This is a genomic window from Enterococcus sp. LJL51 (assembly GCF_054871795.1).
Genome location: NZ_JBTXLW010000003.1, coordinates 229,028 through 245,253, shown reverse-complemented (window position 1 = coordinate 245,253; position 16,226 = coordinate 229,028). Strand labels below are relative to the sequence as shown.

30 protein-coding genes are annotated in these 16,226 nt (G+C 32.9%); all 30 read left to right on the top strand.

Going from position 1 to position 16,226, the window contains the following annotated elements; translation table 11 throughout:
- Window positions 1–8: 8 nt before the first annotated feature.
- Window positions 9–542 (top strand): hypothetical protein, encoded by a 534-nt coding sequence (locus ACYSNQ_RS05270; protein ID WP_426081781.1) that lies wholly within the window; start codon window positions 9–11, stop codon window positions 540–542.
- Window positions 539–742 (top strand): hypothetical protein, encoded by a 204-nt coding sequence (locus ACYSNQ_RS05265; protein WP_426081780.1) that lies wholly within the window; start codon window positions 539–541, stop codon window positions 740–742. The genes ACYSNQ_RS05270 and ACYSNQ_RS05265 overlap by 4 nt, the downstream gene beginning before the upstream one ends.
- 34 nt (window positions 743–776) lie before the next feature.
- The gene (locus ACYSNQ_RS05260; RefSeq protein ID WP_426081779.1) at window positions 777–1,133 is read left to right on the top strand and encodes a hypothetical protein; all 357 of its coding nucleotides are present in this window, start codon (window positions 777–779) and stop codon (window positions 1,131–1,133) included.
- A 166-nt stretch (window positions 1,134–1,299) separates the two neighbouring features.
- Window positions 1,300–1,533, top strand: coding sequence for a hypothetical protein (locus tag ACYSNQ_RS05255; protein WP_426081778.1), 234 nt, complete (start codon window positions 1,300–1,302; stop codon window positions 1,531–1,533).
- A 14-nt stretch (window positions 1,534–1,547) separates the two neighbouring features.
- Window positions 1,548–1,868 (top strand): hypothetical protein, encoded by a 321-nt coding sequence (locus tag ACYSNQ_RS05250; protein WP_426081777.1) that lies wholly within the window; start codon window positions 1,548–1,550, stop codon window positions 1,866–1,868.
- A gap of 22 nt (window positions 1,869–1,890) precedes the next feature.
- The gene (locus ACYSNQ_RS05245; protein ID WP_426081776.1) at window positions 1,891–2,268 is read left to right on the top strand and encodes a hypothetical protein; all 378 of its coding nucleotides are present in this window, start codon (window positions 1,891–1,893) and stop codon (window positions 2,266–2,268) included.
- Window positions 2,269–2,391: 123 nt separating this feature from the next.
- Window positions 2,392–3,711 (top strand): glucosaminidase domain-containing protein, encoded by a 1,320-nt coding sequence (locus tag ACYSNQ_RS05240; RefSeq protein ID WP_426081775.1) that lies wholly within the window; start codon window positions 2,392–2,394, stop codon window positions 3,709–3,711.
- Window positions 3,712–3,887: 176 nt separating this feature from the next.
- Window positions 3,888–4,292 carry a hypothetical protein gene (locus ACYSNQ_RS05235; protein WP_426081774.1) on the top strand — a complete coding sequence of 135 codons (405 nt, stop codon included), beginning with the start codon at window positions 3,888–3,890 and terminating at the stop codon, window positions 4,290–4,292.
- 1 nt (window position 4,293) lies between these two features.
- A complete protein-coding gene (locus ACYSNQ_RS05230; protein ID WP_426081773.1) occupies window positions 4,294–4,599 on the top strand; it encodes a WXG100 family type VII secretion target in 306 nt (101 codons plus the stop codon).
- Complete coding sequence (locus ACYSNQ_RS05225) at window positions 4,596–5,297, top strand: DUF5081 family protein (protein ID WP_426081772.1); 702 nt, start codon at window positions 4,596–4,598, stop codon at window positions 5,295–5,297. The genes ACYSNQ_RS05230 and ACYSNQ_RS05225 overlap by 4 nt, the downstream gene beginning before the upstream one ends.
- Window positions 5,290–5,586, top strand: coding sequence for a hypothetical protein (locus ACYSNQ_RS05220; protein ID WP_426081771.1), 297 nt, complete (start codon window positions 5,290–5,292; stop codon window positions 5,584–5,586). Before ACYSNQ_RS05225 ends, ACYSNQ_RS05220 begins: the two co-directional genes overlap by 8 nt.
- Window positions 5,587–5,601: 15 nt before the next feature.
- Window positions 5,602–7,104 (top strand): deaminase domain-containing protein, encoded by a 1,503-nt coding sequence (locus ACYSNQ_RS05215; RefSeq protein WP_426081770.1) that lies wholly within the window; start codon window positions 5,602–5,604, stop codon window positions 7,102–7,104.
- A gap of 12 nt (window positions 7,105–7,116) precedes the next feature.
- Window positions 7,117–7,527, top strand: a complete 411-nt coding sequence (locus ACYSNQ_RS05210; protein WP_426081769.1) for a hypothetical protein — start codon at window positions 7,117–7,119, stop codon at window positions 7,525–7,527.
- A gap of 350 nt (window positions 7,528–7,877) precedes the next feature.
- On the top strand, window positions 7,878–8,309 hold the full coding sequence (locus ACYSNQ_RS05205; protein ID WP_426081768.1) for a hypothetical protein: 432 nt from the start codon (window positions 7,878–7,880) through the stop codon (window positions 8,307–8,309).
- A 22-nt stretch (window positions 8,310–8,331) separates the two neighbouring features.
- Entirely contained in the window at window positions 8,332–8,571 is a 240-nt protein-coding gene (locus ACYSNQ_RS05200; protein ID WP_426081767.1) for a hypothetical protein, read from the top strand.
- Window positions 8,572–8,653: 82 nt separating this feature from the next.
- Window positions 8,654–9,106, top strand: coding sequence for a hypothetical protein (locus ACYSNQ_RS05195; RefSeq protein WP_426081766.1), 453 nt, complete (start codon window positions 8,654–8,656; stop codon window positions 9,104–9,106).
- 34 nt (window positions 9,107–9,140) lie between these two features.
- Window positions 9,141–9,407, top strand: coding sequence for an Imm59 family immunity protein (locus ACYSNQ_RS05190; protein ID WP_426081765.1), 267 nt, complete (start codon window positions 9,141–9,143; stop codon window positions 9,405–9,407).
- 56 nt (window positions 9,408–9,463) lie between these two features.
- A complete protein-coding gene (locus ACYSNQ_RS05185; protein WP_426081764.1) occupies window positions 9,464–9,916 on the top strand; it encodes a toxin-antitoxin system YwqK family antitoxin in 453 nt (150 codons plus the stop codon).
- Window positions 9,917–9,977: 61 nt separating this feature from the next.
- Window positions 9,978–10,442, top strand: a complete 465-nt coding sequence (locus ACYSNQ_RS05180; protein WP_426081763.1) for an SUKH-3 domain-containing protein — start codon at window positions 9,978–9,980, stop codon at window positions 10,440–10,442.
- Between the two features lie 8 nt (window positions 10,443–10,450).
- Window positions 10,451–10,870: a hypothetical protein gene (locus ACYSNQ_RS05175; protein ID WP_426081762.1), complete on the top strand. Its 420-nt coding sequence runs from the start codon at window positions 10,451–10,453 to the stop codon at window positions 10,868–10,870.
- Window positions 10,871–11,105: 235 nt separating this feature from the next.
- Window positions 11,106–11,420 (top strand): hypothetical protein, encoded by a 315-nt coding sequence (locus ACYSNQ_RS05170; RefSeq protein WP_426081761.1) that lies wholly within the window; start codon window positions 11,106–11,108, stop codon window positions 11,418–11,420.
- 95 nt (window positions 11,421–11,515) lie between these two features.
- Window positions 11,516–11,767: an Imm59 family immunity protein gene (locus ACYSNQ_RS05165; protein WP_426081760.1), complete on the top strand. Its 252-nt coding sequence runs from the start codon at window positions 11,516–11,518 to the stop codon at window positions 11,765–11,767.
- A gap of 133 nt (window positions 11,768–11,900) precedes the next feature.
- Window positions 11,901–12,149, top strand: a complete 249-nt coding sequence (locus ACYSNQ_RS05160; protein WP_426081759.1) for an Imm59 family immunity protein — start codon at window positions 11,901–11,903, stop codon at window positions 12,147–12,149.
- A gap of 170 nt (window positions 12,150–12,319) precedes the next feature.
- Window positions 12,320–12,631: a hypothetical protein gene (locus tag ACYSNQ_RS05155; RefSeq protein WP_426081758.1), complete on the top strand. Its 312-nt coding sequence runs from the start codon at window positions 12,320–12,322 to the stop codon at window positions 12,629–12,631.
- 62 nt (window positions 12,632–12,693) lie between these two features.
- On the top strand, window positions 12,694–13,122 hold the full coding sequence (locus tag ACYSNQ_RS05150) for a hypothetical protein (RefSeq protein ID WP_426081757.1): 429 nt from the start codon (window positions 12,694–12,696) through the stop codon (window positions 13,120–13,122).
- A gap of 1,064 nt (window positions 13,123–14,186) precedes the next feature.
- Window positions 14,187–14,579, top strand: coding sequence for a hypothetical protein (locus tag ACYSNQ_RS05145; RefSeq protein WP_426081756.1), 393 nt, complete (start codon window positions 14,187–14,189; stop codon window positions 14,577–14,579).
- Between the two features lie 39 nt (window positions 14,580–14,618).
- Window positions 14,619–15,020 carry a hypothetical protein gene (locus tag ACYSNQ_RS05140; protein WP_426081755.1) on the top strand — a complete coding sequence of 134 codons (402 nt, stop codon included), beginning with the start codon at window positions 14,619–14,621 and terminating at the stop codon, window positions 15,018–15,020.
- A gap of 93 nt (window positions 15,021–15,113) precedes the next feature.
- The gene (locus ACYSNQ_RS05135) at window positions 15,114–15,431 is read left to right on the top strand and encodes a hypothetical protein (protein WP_426081753.1); all 318 of its coding nucleotides are present in this window, start codon (window positions 15,114–15,116) and stop codon (window positions 15,429–15,431) included.
- A 53-nt stretch (window positions 15,432–15,484) separates the two neighbouring features.
- Window positions 15,485–15,865 carry a hypothetical protein gene (locus ACYSNQ_RS05130; RefSeq protein WP_426081752.1) on the top strand — a complete coding sequence of 127 codons (381 nt, stop codon included), beginning with the start codon at window positions 15,485–15,487 and terminating at the stop codon, window positions 15,863–15,865.
- A gap of 45 nt (window positions 15,866–15,910) precedes the next feature.
- A complete protein-coding gene (locus tag ACYSNQ_RS05125; protein ID WP_426081751.1) occupies window positions 15,911–16,207 on the top strand; it encodes a hypothetical protein in 297 nt (98 codons plus the stop codon).
- Window positions 16,208–16,226 lie beyond the last annotated feature (19 nt).

Here is a 16,226-nt window from a genome sequence, read left to right as displayed (position 1 = left end):
TATAGGAGATGATGAAGATATTACAACCAAAATATGCTGAAAATATAATTGTTGGTGTGAACAGTTTGAATGGCTTCCGTTGGTATTTAACTCCTCAAGATATATGGATTTTAGATATTTATAAGTATCAAAAGGCTTATAAAAACGTGGGTTATGATGTAGATTTAGACTATATTTTATCTTTGAGAAATAATATAGCAGTAGTTGATGAAGATAATTACCAAAAATACCTACAACCTTATGAATCTTTTTCTATTGAAACAGAGGTTTTAAATGAATGGGTTTTGAACAATCACTATGATGATACTATTTTGTCATTACAGCCAAGTTTATACGTAGATTTTATAAATAATGAGCTAATTTCTGAGTATCCAGAAGCTGTTCCTTATGAAAAATATGTTCCTGATGGCTGGAAAGGAAAAACAGAAGGAATTGCTAAGTATATAGAGAAGTCAAATCAATACTGGATGGATAATGATATTGATTTAATTTCAAAAAAGTTTAATCAAGAAAAAAGAAAGTTTGAGGAGATGGACAAATGAGCGATAATAATTTGACAATCATGAACGAATTATTTAATAAAGAAGGTTCTGAGGAACAGGTTGAAGGATTAACCATAATGGTGGATGGTGTAATAAAACAAGTATTTGACAAGATTAAAGCTGACAAAAACTATGATACTTACAACGAAGTATTACGTGATGTCATTTTCGAAGGTATTAATAGTATTGTTAAAAAATAGTCACAATTACACCAAAAATAATATGGAGTTTTAAATGAGTAAGAGCTATCAAATTTTTTTAGAAGAGCATATTTCAAAAGAAAAAATGGATTCGATTGTAAATCATTTAGAAGGATATGAGACAAGTAACGGTCACTATACTATTCAAGATGGTGAAGCGACAATCTGGGTTAATTATGCGGAATTTGATTCTGATTTAGACTATTATGCATCTGAAAATGCTGAAATTCTTTCTGAATATCAACTGAAAATTAACTATATTTTAGATGTTGAAGTAGGAAGCGATGAACAAAGTGAAGTATTGGTACAAAAGTTTTATTCTGGTTTAAAAAAAGAATATCCTAAAAGTGTAATAATGAATCAGGATGGCAAGTTTTTCGAGAAATTGTAATAAGAAATAGATTTTTATGATAGGTCGTTTAGTAGAAAAATGTCCTAAATTACTGAATTGAAATAAAAACAACATTCACTTAATTACTCATTGGAAGTAGTGTTCTTTTGTTCTTAGAGAAAATCAACTACTTGGTTTTTTATTAAGAAATTCGAGCCGACATGTATTGCCAGAAAGCAAATATATTGTTCAAGATAGAAATGAAGAAATAAAGCAAAATAGAGAAGTTTTAACAGATTATTTAAATCTCATTCAGTTGTTAGATTTGGATTTAACAGATAAAAAAGAAAAAGTTCTCGAAGCTAAATTTCAAGAGATAGTTGAAAGGTTGGAAACTAACTCTTCAGACTTTTCAGAAGGAATAAAAGAAAGTATTGAAGCTATTTTAGATTTTATGTGAGTAAGAGGAAGTAAATGATTGTCTATTTTGAAAATAATTCAGAGGTAATGACCTATGAAAGTTTTAATAAGGGTTATCGAGAAGATGTATTTGTAGTTATTGAAAACAAAGCTTATCAATTAAATGTTTATACAATGATTCGCTTAAAACAAGACTTTGAATTAGAAATAAAGGATTACGGCTTTTATGAAATGGTTCCTAACCTCATCTTAGTCAATGAGTGTCAGGAAGAAGACATTATTAAAACAATTAAAGAGTTGCAGGAAAGAGGCTTCTTTTCAGCACTGAAACCATTAAAATCATTTGATTTTAATGGAATGTATCAAGTGATTTAGGTGGGAAATACAGGAGCGATAAATGAAAATTAGCTATGAAATTTTTGATGTTGAAGGGTTCAAAAAACGACCTGTAATCGTTTTTGAAAATCCAGCGTATATTGGACTAGAGGATTTGCTTAATATTGATAGTTCTTTGATTTCATTGACTGATATTATGCAAAAAATTGTGAAAGTAGAAAAGAAGCAAAGTAGTTTTGAAGCAATTGGCAACGAACGAGTTCTTTTAGAAATTGAAAAAGAGTATGCTACTATTTCTGATATGTTTGAAGGTCTCATTGAAGCTGACGAATTATATCCCCCTATTTGTATAAAAACGTTGAAACTAAAAAAGATAATAGTTGAATGGGAAGAGATTCGAAAGTTGTTGGATTGGATGATTAAAAATAATTGTAATTAAACAACTATCAAAAACTATGTATTTTCAAAAGAAGCTACATAAAAAGATTAGTAAGAATAAACGTGTACTTATTGTAAGATATTCATAAAAAAATGCGAAGACAAAAGGAGTAATTAGACAATTATGAAGCGAAAGATACTTATGGCAGGTGCATTAGCAATTATAGTAAGCAGCGCCTTTAATCCTGTTCTGGTTTTTGGATCAGAGCTTGGAAATGCAAATCCGGTAGAAGAGTCTACCGAAACGACAGACAGCAGTACGGAAGAAAGTACAGATACTTCTGATACAACAGAAGAGAGTAATCCGGGAGAGACTGGGACGACAGATTCAAGTACTGAACCAAGTGTGTCGGCAGAGCCAACACCGCCGGTAGAAACACCGGCACCAGTACCGGATACACCTGCACAGCCTGCGGCACCTGCACCTGCTCAACCGGCAGCGCCTGCTCCAGTTAGTCCAGCACCAAACTATACGGGAGCTGGAGTGGATCCAATTTTGAATTTGCCGAGTCCAATCAATGTCAATCGGGATGAAACAACAGAGAGCTTTGTTCGTCGAATTGGTGAAAAGGCTAGAAGAATTGGACAGGAATTTGAGCTGTATGCTTCGGTAATGATTGCTCAAGCAATCTTGGAAACAGGTTCAGGCGGCAGTCAGCTGAGTCAGGAACCGTACTTCAACTTATTCGGTATCAAGGGAGATTATGAAGGGCAATCAGTGACGTTTCCGACTTATGAAGACGACGGATCAGGCAACTGGTATCAAATCAATTCGACCTTTAAACAATATCCAGGCTATACAGAATCCTTTGAAGATTATGCCAAGCTTCTTAAAGAAGGAACAGAGTGGAATCCAACGATTTATGAAGGCACCTGGAAGGAACATGCAGTCAGCTATCAGGAAGCCGCTAAGGCCTTAACTGGAGTTTACGCAACGGATACGCAATATGATCAAAAATTAATAGCTTTTATTGAGGAATATGAACTGACTGAATACGACAAGGCTGAGCCTTCAGCAGCTGCATCAGGAATCATTATTACGGATAATCATCCAGATAGTGATTTTAAGGATTATGCAGGTGAGAGCTATTCAGGAGCGGAGTATTATGCAGCTGGTAACTGTACGCAATATGTTTATAATCGAATCATTCAACTAGATGGTTACGTAGATGTGAATATGGGGAACGGTATGGACTGGGGTGCAACTGGTAAAGCCAGAGGCTATGAAGTATCCCATGAACCAAAAGCCGGGACTGCTCTTTGTTTCCAGCCTGGAGTAGCTGGAGCAGACAGTACCTATGGTCACGTAGCTTTTGTGGAGCATGTCTATGAGGATGGTTCAATCCTAATTTCCGAAATGAATGTAGCGGGTTTGGGAATGGTTTCCTTCCGTCTATTGGATAAAAATACAGCTGATATCATGACCTATATCACACCGAAATAGGCTGAATCGATTGAAGCAGCTTTTCAAATCTTGGGAGTAGATAGAAAAGAAAGCAAAAATAATAGGTTGACGTTGGATAAAAAGGTTGAGTGAAGTAAATAATAAGTTGTAATCTTTTGGGGCACGTCAAAGACTTCTTTGGCGTGTCTTTTTGATTAAAAGAAAGGGGTAACTGTATGTATTGGATAGTTACGAGAGAAAGTGAAAGAAAAGCAAATCAGTATGAAAAGCTGTATGACAAGTTGACGAAAAGACTTTCAAAGCATGATGAAAAAATAGGCGAAGCCAAATCAATTTTTAATACCTACAAAAGCAATGTTTCTAATTTTTCCAATAGCAAAATACCTTCTAATGATTTCGATCCAAAAAGAGAAGAGCTGACAGGTAAGCTTAGTGACTATATCGCAAAAGAGTCGGAGAAGAGAGAGAGCTTGGCGACAGCCAAAAGTAAAGCCTTAGAGCGTAAAAACTATTATATCGATAAAGTAAATACCGAAGTGGCGCAGGAGAGAGCTGCAAAGGAAGCCAAAGCTAGAAAAGAAGCGAAAGAACGAGAAGAGCGCATGAAGGAGAGGGCATAGTATGGGACTGTCGAAACTGGAAATCACAGAAGCAGAAGTAACAACAGCAATTGGTTATGCTGAAAATATGACCACCTATTTACAAGAATCGAGTCAGAAGGCAAAGACACTGCTTAGCAAAGTAAAGGGCTCCGGCTGGGAAGGAGACGCTGAAAAATCATTTACAGCCTATCTAACCCTCCTTCAGGAATATCATGCAGATTTGTACAGTGCGAGTAAAAAGCAGAAAATAGCATTGAAGGAAATCACGAAAGGGATTAGCAGCTACGGAAGCAACGCTGAAGTCGCAAAGGTGAAAAGCCTATGAGTACAATGGTTGAAGGCTTAAATACGCAAGACGTTTTCCATGTAACTGAACTCTTTTTATTAAGTGATGCGATTCAGGCGAAAGCATTGTTTGGACTGCCTGACCGTTCACTTTATGGCATGATGGATCGAAATTATTTAGACGAAGCAAAAGCAAAGATTCAGGAAAAAGGAATCTTGGATGAAGCAGGTCATCTAACGGACGGCGGCTACTTAATTATTAAATCCATTGAGGAATATGCGGCTTCCAGAAAATATGTTCAGATTAATAATCTAATGATTGCCTTTAGTGAGCTTGAAGAAGATATGTGCATTGTACTCACTGAAATTGAGCCTCAGGAATATTATATACTACGTGTGATTGACAAATATCTAGTAATGAAAGAGCTATTTGACCATTTGGCAATTGTAAAAAGAGAACCGTTGGCAGATGAAACAGAGTTTGTCTTGAAAAAGGCGCGTAATCGTGAAAGAAGAAGCTTTCTTGATAAGGACATACCAGATAATGCGCTGTCTTTAGAAGTTTATAGCATTGAGAAAAATGAGAAAAGTGCTTGGCTTTGTTTTGTAGAGGAAGACAAGCTATATAGTGTATCCGTTGAAGATGAAAGCTATTATCGGGCAAGTCAGTATTGGCTGATGAAAGAGCTGTTTGACAGCTTAGAAATTCCATATGGGGCAGGTGAGCAAAATGTCTGAAAAGATAAGCTTTGATAAAAGCGAAATTGAAGGTTTCTTTAATGAGTTATCAGAAATCGCAGCTTTGCTGGAGAAAGCAACACAGGAAGCAGTTAAAATTGGTGAGCTAAATTTTTATAAAGACGGACAGGCAGATAGTGCGGTGAAAGCATTAGCAAATGTGCCGGGAAAATATAATGCCGCAGTTGAGCATTATACTCGCCTGGGTCAACTACTGCAGATGACTTGGGTAACGATGGCAGAAGCTGATGGAACACTGGCGAAACAAATAGGACCGGTGAGACCGTAGAAAAGGGGTGAATAAATGGCAGATGTAAAGTATACTGAAAGCAGTTGGGAAAAGATGGGCACAACCATCGGTACCTTGATAGGCTCCGGTTGGGGTCGAGGTGTTACAGATGAGCTGACAGATGTCACCAAGAATCTTGAAAAGGCCGAATCTGACATCGATACCTATGATGAGGATGGAATTATCAGCTTTTCTCATACGAGCTACACATCAAAATACAGTGAGATTGCAGAAAAATTCAATGTATTAAAAACATTTACAAGTAAAGTAAATCAAGTCCTATGCGACGAAATTGATGATGAATTTTATAAGCAGATCGATGACTACGTAGAAACAATGGAAGGGCTGAATATTGACAGCTACACTACCAAAAATACGCTGGGGATTAAAGAAAAGCGTATCGTGCAGGTTTCTTCCAGTATGGCAGAAGAACAGTTATTCGAAAAAGGCAGTATCAGTCTAAACGATATTTTTAACGGCACCAATCCGGTTTCAGATATGATGTCGACAGAATGGGCCAACTATAAAGCTTCGAATCCAGACACTGAGCTGACTTATGCCGATTATAAAAGCAGTGCAATTCATTCAGGTGCGTTTGAGTATGAATCGATTCGAGACAAGCAGAACAAGAAAGAACTGATATTCAATATTGTTTCTACTGTTGTGACAGTGGCTGTCGGTTTTGTATTTCCACCAGCAGGTTTCGCCCTTGGTGCGGCATTTGGTGCCTACGAATTAGCCTGTGCAGGATTTGGTAAGGATTTTGTCAGCGGACGTGAGCTTGGTACAGGAGAACGCTGGACGAGAGGTGTGTTTGGTACAATCGGAGTTGTCGGTGGCGTGAAAGGACTGACTTCATTTAGTAAGAATGTGAATCTAGTGAAGGGTGTCTCTGATACTAAGACGCAGCATATCGTGAAGATGATGCAGAACTCTAGCCGAGGGAAGTATAAGGAAATAACAGCTATTGCTAAACAAAAGAAAGCATTTTATAAAATTGCTAAAGATTTAGAAGCTAAGTCTATAAAAATTGAAAAGAATATGGATGATTTTATTAATGATTATAGAAAATCTGAGGAGTATTTAAACTTATCAAATACTCAAAGAAAAAGGATTGAGTACAAATTCGATACCATAAAAAGTTCTAATGTTGCTACAGCTAAGGTAGATGTTCCTGATGTAAAATTAGAACTTAAAGCTCACAGCAGAATTCATTCGAAAGATTCTTTAGGTTATGTTGAAGGATTTTCAACAGCTATGAGTGAAGAACAAAGACTTTTAAAAAGTTATGTTAAAGTAGATGATTATGTGAGATATAATGATACTGAAGCAAAAATTTTAGAAGATATTGCTTCACAAATAAAAGATTCAAAAATACATGGTGAGATTACTTTATTTTCTAAAAAAAATTGTTGTCAAAGCTGTAGTAATCTTATATTAGAATTCAGAAGAAAATACCCTAATATTAAATTGAATGTTGTAACAAGTGAAATGATTAAAGAATTTTCTAAAATATAAGGAGGAAAATAAGTGGAGAATATGAATTATGAAAGAATAACAGATAATGTTTTTTTTAGCTTTGAAGAGTACATGGATGAAGCAGGTTGGACTGTCGCTCAAACAACATCAAAAACAATTGATAACTTTACGGGATTTATCAATCTAAGTCCCTTTATCACCTATTCTTATTTTGTGAGATTAGGTATTGAAAGCTTGAACAGAGGGCAAATAGCTGATTATTTACTTGAAAAGCTGAGTAATATTGATGAAGTTATCTCAAATCTTGAAAATCCAGAGCTTGATTTGCTAAAGGCAGATGTTCTAGTATACAAACAATTATTGGAGAAAAAAGAGTATGAGATTGTAGAGACCAGCCTTGATACAAAATATAGAGTAGACTACATTTTAAGTATTAAACCAGAGGACTGGTTTAATACTTAAAACAGTGAAACACCTCGGAATTTGACTTCCCTAAAAAGTTAGACCATAAGCTAACTTTCAAGAGTTAAGTCATGTTCGAGGTGTTTTTTGATGGAATAAAGGAGGTGAGAGATAGCCATAAAATATCAGGTTTTCCCAAATAATCACTTTCAAAATGTTATAATTAATAGTGTTAAATATGAACCGATTCGTGATAATCAGAACAAAGAGAACTTTTTTTATAATACTAGTCTGATATGACTGTAGCCGTAGGATTTATTTTTCTTAGGTCTGATAGTAAAATACAACAAATCTTCCGAATGATGCAGAACTCTAGTCTAGGGAACCATAAAAAATAGAGGTGGCTATTTATGAATAATAGAACAGGAAAATTGATATTTGGCAAAAGTACCATTATACCAAATATGAGTAAAATGGATTTTATTCAAGAGTTTAATGAAAACTTAGAAGAGTTTGAAATAAATGATAATGTTTTTGAAAATTCTATGCCTTTAAAAAATGGGCATATAAAATTTTGGATATGGTTCTATTTTAAAGAGAATAAGCTTATTGGATTAAATTTAGAAAATGCCGATTCGGGATTAGTAAACACATATCAAGACTGGTCAAATGATAGAAACAGAAGGAAACGAGAAAGTCATGATAAGTGGCTCATTGAACAGTTTGGAGAACCTGAAGAGGAAGAAGAAACAGTTCTTATAGTTAAAAGAGAATGGGGAGAGGCAACATCCTACATCGACATGAAAAACGGTGAAGTGAAACTATCAATTGTCTATAAATAATCTTAAAATATGAGGTGAACTGATGAACAGCGAAAATTTTTCTATACATACGAGGCAAAATGAGCGTGATAATTTAATTTATGAAGATGTTAGCTGTGTAATTAATTGTAACATTGCAGATTTCAGAGATGAGGTCTATTGGATTTTAATATTGTCAGTAAAAGATAAAAGAAATAATAATGATAGTCAATTAACTTTACCTCAACATCAAGAAGTGCTTCGTAGAATAAATTACTTAACTATCAAAAAAATGAATACTTAAATTGTTGAAACTGAAGCAGGTTTTATCGAGGAACCACCCCATAGCTTAAATAAGCCTTTGTTAGAAATGGATTGAAATACTTGTGTTGACTGAGAAAGAAAAGATAGGAGAAAAAATGGAATTATCTGTTGGAGATTATGCAGTTTTCAAAAATGAAGTGTATCAAGCAAATGATATAACTAGTAAAACCGTGACATTAGTTTCGAGGAAAAAGGAAACTGAAAAATTGGGTTTCACCAAGTATATTTTTCCTAAAGAGTTTGAAAACAGAGATATTTTACCCGATATATACGAGAAAATAGTTGATAAAAGTGAACTAACCGAATTATATAGGGCGGAATATTATGCCATCTATAAAAATCAAAAGTTTTCTGTTCGGTCTAGCTTAAATAAAGAAAACGTAGTATTAGGTTCGTCAGATGCTCAATTAGTAAATGAATTAGGTTTTAAGAGAACAGATAAGTATTTTTATGAAAAAGAAGTACCTAAAAATGAAGTGATTATTGAAGAAGTTCGAACAAACATAATCAAATAATTCATGTAAACCTCATTAAAAGGCAGGGATAATGATGGATAGAAAAAAAGCAAAAAAAATAATATCAGAAGAAAACCTAACGAATTACAATTTATTTGAAGAACATCCAGTCAAAGAAAATGAAATTGTTATATGCAAAAAGAATCAGAATTGGTGTGTTTTTTTCACAAGTGAAAGAGCAACACCGGAAGGAATCGAGGAGTTTGCCACAGAAGAGAAGGCTTTAGATAGTTTTATACAAAGGATTCGGTCTAATAAAATAGTTTTGGATTATTTTACGAAAAAAAGATCGAAAGAGTAATAGGATTCAGATAGATATCTTTTAAAATTGAGCGAACTTTGGAGAGAATCATAAAAATGAACGATAAAATTTTGGATGAAGAGTACGTAAAAAATCACGGAGTAGATTCAGATAATGGCTTGGGGGCTCAGCCGCCCTATGGAGATTATCTGACTACTTCAGAAGATGGTAGAGATTTATTTAATGGTCTTGCCTATGAAATGTTTGAGAATGGCAGAATTGCCAATTATTCTTGGTACAAAGATGGCGTAGAAGACGGTCAATTTGTTCTTTTTTATCCAGATGGAAAGGTAAAAACTATCATGAATAAGAAAAGAGGCGTTGTTCATGGAAAGATGACCAAATATTTTCCAGATGGAAAACTTGAAGAAGAAGGAGAATACGAGTTGGGAGTGGCCTTAAATTATACTTGTTATGATGAAAACGGGAAGGTTGTCGATGAAAAAATGCAACCAAGTGCTTCTGATCTTGAGTATATCAAAAAATTGAAAGAAGCATTAGAGAAATAAGAACTTGTGTCAGAGGCTCAGATTTTTTTAGACTTATTATAATTAACTTTGAGGAGTTTACATGAAATATACTAAGAAATTAATCGAAGAGATTATTTTAAAAAGTAAAGAGGAACTGGATAATTCCACAAGTAATAGTGAATTAGTTGTGAATCTAAACAAACTAGGATATCAAATTAATACTATCCAACAAAATTTTTTGATAGAATTTGAAGGTTTTACAATCGATTTCGAGTCTCTATATGATAAAAAGGATAGACGTTCTTTATCCATTCGTACGCAAAAATTTGCTAGAGAATATGACATAAATTTAGTAAGAGACTATGAAAAACATTTAGGAAAGAAATTGTTAATAGTTGGGGAAATACCTCAGGAACCGACAGATGTATTTATTGCTGAGGATGGAAGCTTTTATGGGTGTAATGATAGCTTTGTTGTAGATTATGAAGCAAACTCATTCAATGAGCTTTTATTTAAAGTTATGAATTGTGTCAGGATAACACCTGAAATACTAGAGGATGAGTAATTAATAATATGGGTAGAACAGAGAATATGAATTACGAAGAAATAAAAGGTAACGTATATTTCAATTTTGAAGAATATATTGATGAAATGAATTGGACTGTTGTTCAGGCTACTTCAAAATCAATTGATGATTACACTGGATTAATAAATTTGAATACATTTGTCATGTATGCTCATTTTATTCGAATGGGTATTGAGAGCTTGAACAGAGAACAAATAGCTGATTATTTACTTGAAAAGCTGAGTAATATTGATGAAGTTATCCCAAGTCTTGAAAATCCAGAGCTTGATTTGCTAAAGGCAGATGTTCTAGTTTACAAACAATTATTGGCGAAAAAAGAGTATAAGATTGTAGAGACCAGCCTTGATACAAAATACAGAGTAGACTACATTTTAAGTATTAAACCAGAGGATTGGTTTAATACTTAAGGTAGTGAAACACCTCGGAATTTGATCTCCCTAAAAAGTTAGACCATAAGCTAACTTTCAAGAGTTAAGTCATGTTCGGGGTGTTTTTTGCTGGCATAAAAGATGTAAGTGAATAGCTATAAAATCCTTGGATTTCCCCAAATAATTGCAGCCAAAATGTTATAATAAAATAGAATTAATATTACTGGTTGTGAATTCAGATAGGATTCAGATAAATATAAGGTGATGAGGAAATATGTCAAATGAAAATTTTAATGTAACAACGAAATACAACGAAAAGATTAACTTATTGTATGAGGACTTATCTTGTATTGCATACTGTAAGGTTGTAGATTTTCGAGATGAAGTACTTTGGGTAGACCTAAGTTATGTAGAAAGTAGATTAACTAAAAAAAACGTGAAATTAAGTTCTAAACAAAATACCGAATTATTTAAACGTATTAACTATATGACTATAAAAAAGATGAACAAACAAGTTTATGAAGAAAGCTTGGGTTTTATCGAGGAACCACCGTATGACTTAAAGTCTCCACTGTTAGAAATGGAGTAGTTGTTTATACTGATTATTAGTAGAAAAATGGCGAATAAAATTAGTATCGAAAGTTTTAGAATTAATAAAAAAAAGGAAGGCATGGGAAATAACGCATGACTGAAGAGAAAGCAAAAGAAATCATAAGAACAGAAAATCTGGCAAATTTTGTTATGTTTGAAAATAAACATATTGGTGAAAACAAGACTGTTATAACAAAAAAATCAGATATTTGGGAAGTATTTGTCACGAATGAACGTGCAGTAAAATCTGGAGTAAGAGAATATGATAACGAAAGTGATGCGTTAGAAGATTTTATCGAAAGATTAAAGATTAACAAGCAATTAGAAGAGTATTTTAATAGATAATTTTTATAGTCTTGGACGATAATAATAAGATAAGACCAGTTGCTGCTTGAGAAAATCAGAAAATAGGAGTTCTGAAAAAAATAGAAGAAGGAAAGCTTAGTAGGTATATTTTTAAAGATGATTAGGTGAATAAATGAAGAAAAACGAATTGCTAAAATATTCATCAAAAAGAGGTACAAATAGGGTTAAATTGTATGAAGACAGACTCCCTAGAGAATATGAGGTTGGGATTATTTACAATAGGGAGCTAGAGAAATGGACAGTCTATGTGTCAGGAGAAAGAGCAGCAATAACTAGTTCGAATGATTATAGTTCAGCTGAGGAGGCTGAAGGCGTGTTTTTGAAAAAAGCTGAGCTGGCTAAAAAAGTATTTGGAGAATGAATTGAAATACCTCCAATCGTTCTTTAAATATAACAATAGATTATGAAGATTGCTTGCTAACATAAAAATGAGTAATTTACCTTTTGAGTAAATAGTAATTATTTTAGCAAAACTTGTATACTTCAAGATTAATTCAAGCGTAACTGTCGTTAATACAAGGAGATGATAAAATGAGAGGCAAAGAAAGATTTACTATAGTAATTAACTCTTCTGAAAAAAGTAATCTGATTTATAAAGATTTATCGTGTGAAGTATACTGTAATGTCGCAGATTTTCGTGATAATGTTTATTGGACTATCCTATTAAAAGCTGAAAAAGACGGAGAAAAAATAGGATTAACAGTAAAACAAAAAGAAGAGGTTTATCGAAGAATCAATTATCTGTCAATGAAAAAGTCAAACAAACAAGTATATGTCGATGAACTAGGTTTTATCGAGGAACCACCATATGATTTAGAAACACTTTTATTAGAAATAGAATAGGATAAGATAGTTTTAAAATAGTCATCATTTTAGCAAAATTATGGAAGAGAAGGAATACTGTTATGCGAAATGGTTCATACGCAACCTATAATGAAAAAGAATATTTTGCTAGCCAATGGGATGAAAACCAGGTAAGGCTAGTTTCTTATGACAAACGAGATGAGGCATTAGGATTTAAAAAAAAGATTTATCCAGATAATTATTTGAATGTAGGGGAACTGCCAATCATATATATTAAAATAGTTAAATGGGAGGAATTAGAAGAATTTTATACTGTGGAATATCTCGCCGAATACCACGGAGAAAAATACTGGGTAAGGGATAGTATGAATAGGAACAATATTATTTTAGGAACGGATAGTGCTGCTATAGCAGCAAAAAATCAGTTTTTAAGAACAGATAAATATTTTTACGAAAAAGAAGTTTTGAAGAGTGAAGTGAAAATTGAGGCTGTAAAAAAGTATCTGATAAAAAAAAATTTTAATGTATAGAAAGGCTGATTAGAATGTTGGCTGAGTCATCAAAGAAAAATTTATTTGTTTGTCTTCTTCATGTTGTAATACCAATAAGTCTTGGCTTTATAGTACACTTATGGCTCAAGACACCTTTCTTCTTAACTATCACAATAATTTATGGAATTATGGTAATTTTTATGATTCCTTCCGATGTATTTTTTGGCAGTAGTTTGGAGTATCAAACGAAATCCATCAATCCTACATATAAACATACGCCGCCAGACTATGTTTGGAAAACAAAATGGCAGATAATTAATTTTATTGTTGTAGTTATTGCGTTAGTTATATGCTTGTTTTTTTATCTGAAAAGTTAAAAGAAAATTGATTCTAAAAGGCTTCAACAAATGAGAACACTACAATAGTTGTGGTGTTTTTTAATTGTCTAGACAGTTGAATTAGATTATCAGAACTCTTACAGATAAGAATAAAAGATGTTGATGGCAGAGAATAATAATAGTCAAAATGTTATAACAGATAGTGTTAATAGATTTTTATGTGAATGATAACTTAAAAATGAAAAGAAGATATATTTAAAATAATATTTTGGAAAAGGATAAATCAATCGAATATTTTATTGATTAAAAGAATTTTTAGTTGGGGTAGGAGAATGATTATGGATGAAAAAATAACATATAAGTTCATAAATGAGGGTATTCAAATTGATTTTGAGGATTAGATTGGCGAAGAGGGCTTAACAGTAGCGGGAGCAACTAGCAGGATAATTGAAGAAGATTATAGAATAATCAATCAGAGTTTGTTTATAAGGTACACTTATTTTATTCGTTTAGCAATTGAAGGTATGAACAGAGGATATTTAATAGATTTTTTATATGAGCAGCTATGTAAAGCTGAAAAGAAAATTTCTAAAATAAAACACGCAGAAATAGAAAAACTAAAAAATGATTTCAAAGAATATAAACAATTACAGAAAGAAAAGGACTATGAATGTTATAAGATAAGTGATGAGGGAAAGTCTAGATTACAGTATATCTTAAATCAATAGTGTGGAAAATGAACAAAGGAAGTATAGGAGATTTCAGGTGGAAAAAATAACATATGAGATTATCAAAGAAGATGTCCGGCTTAGCTTTGAAGAATATATTGATGAGCATGGTTATTCAGTAGATCAGGCAACTGCAAATGTAATTGAAGAGTTTTGGCGAAATGTTAATAAAAATCAATTCATACGGTATTCTTATTTTATTCGTCTAGGTATTGAGAGTTTACAAAGAAAAGAGATTGCTGATTTTTTACACAAGCGGCTTTCGAACGTAAAAGTACGAGCACTGGTTATTAGAGATAAAGAAATTAAATTGTTAAAAGAGGATATAGAGATATACAAAAGATATGAAAAGGCAAAAAATTATAAAATAATCAACGCTGGAGATAGTGAAAGAATCAATTATTTATTGAACTTAAAGCATCTGCTTTAAAACTTTAATTCGATGAAGAAAAGAAGAATAGGGGATAAAATGAAGGACTATGTAGACTTAGACTATGAAAAAATTAGGGAAGCTGTGCAGTTTGATTTTGAAGAGTATATAGATAGTGATGGAATGACAGTGCTGCAAGCAGTTCTGGAGATAATTGAAGAAGACTATAGAAGAATAAATAGGAATCCTTTTATTCAATATTCTTATTTTATTCGAATAGGTATAGAGAGCTTACAGCGAAGTGAACTTGCTGATTTTATCCATGAAAGACTACTGTTAATTAATCAGATTATCTTAGATATAGATGATAAAGAAATAGAGCGACTAAAAAATGATGTGATGGTGTATAACGAAATGTTAGAAACTGTTCCGTATAAACTAGTTGAAACCAACTACAGTGTTAAATCAAGAGTAGCTTATAATCTGAGTATTACCTCTTAATTTTTAATGGCAGATTGAAGACTGAGATTATTTCATGAGACAAATGGCTGTTGAAAAGTATTCATATGTGAACCCTATAAAAAAGGTGATGAAATGATGACTAACAAAAATTTTTCTATAATAACTACGCCAAAAGAACATGATAATCTGATGTATGAAGACGCTAGCTGTGTGATTAAATGCAATATTGCAGATTTCAGAGATGAAGTTTATTGGATATTACTATTGTCAGTAAAAGATAAGAAGACGGATGATTATTGTCAATTAACCTCATTCCAGCAAGCAGAAATACTTCGTAGAATAAATTATTGGACTTTAAAGGAATATAAGCGCCAATTATTTGAAACCGAAGCGGGCTTTATAGAAACAGCACCAGATAATTTAGAAGTTCCTTTATTAGAAATGACGTAGAATTCGTAATTAGTTGTGTAGAAGCTGGTAAATGAACGAGGAGAGAACACGTGATGAAATCAGGGAATTATGGCATCTATCATGAAAATGAATATGAAATAATTGGAGACATGGATGGAAATACGTTACTACTTACTGAGAATAAGGGAATAATCGATGATAGCTTTGAAGATACATATAATAGCGGTGTTTATACAAAGAAAATAGAGAAGAGTGAATTGAGTGAGTACTATTCAATCGAACTGATGGCGAAGTACAAAGAGTTTGAATTTTATTTGCGTCCAAATGAAAAAAATGGGAATTATGTCATTGGAACCAGCTTAGCAGATATTGCTGAGGAATACGGATTTTTAAGAACCGATAAATACTTTTATGAAAAAGAAGTTCCAAAATCAGAAGTTGAAGTTAGGAAGATAAGAAAACAGTTGCAATGATTTTTGATATGAATAAGTGAATCGTCAAATCAGGAAGGAAACACAATGATACTAAAATATATTATGTCGGTTGGTTTTAAGATGGAAAAAGATGGAGAGCAGCGAATTGCTGGCGGATTGGCTTCAGACTATTCTATTGATAATTTAAAAGGCTTGTATCTAGAGGAAAAAGAAATTATTATTCAGTCTGAGGGGCATGAATACAGATTTAAAGTAAAAAAAAGTGAAATTGCGACCTCTATAATTGAGCAGGTAAATTTAGGACTTAGTTTATATAAATCAGCTGACTTTCATAAGGTTAAGTTGGGAGATAAGGTTCATATTTCTATAGAGCATCATTAAATAGCTAAACTAGCCTTTA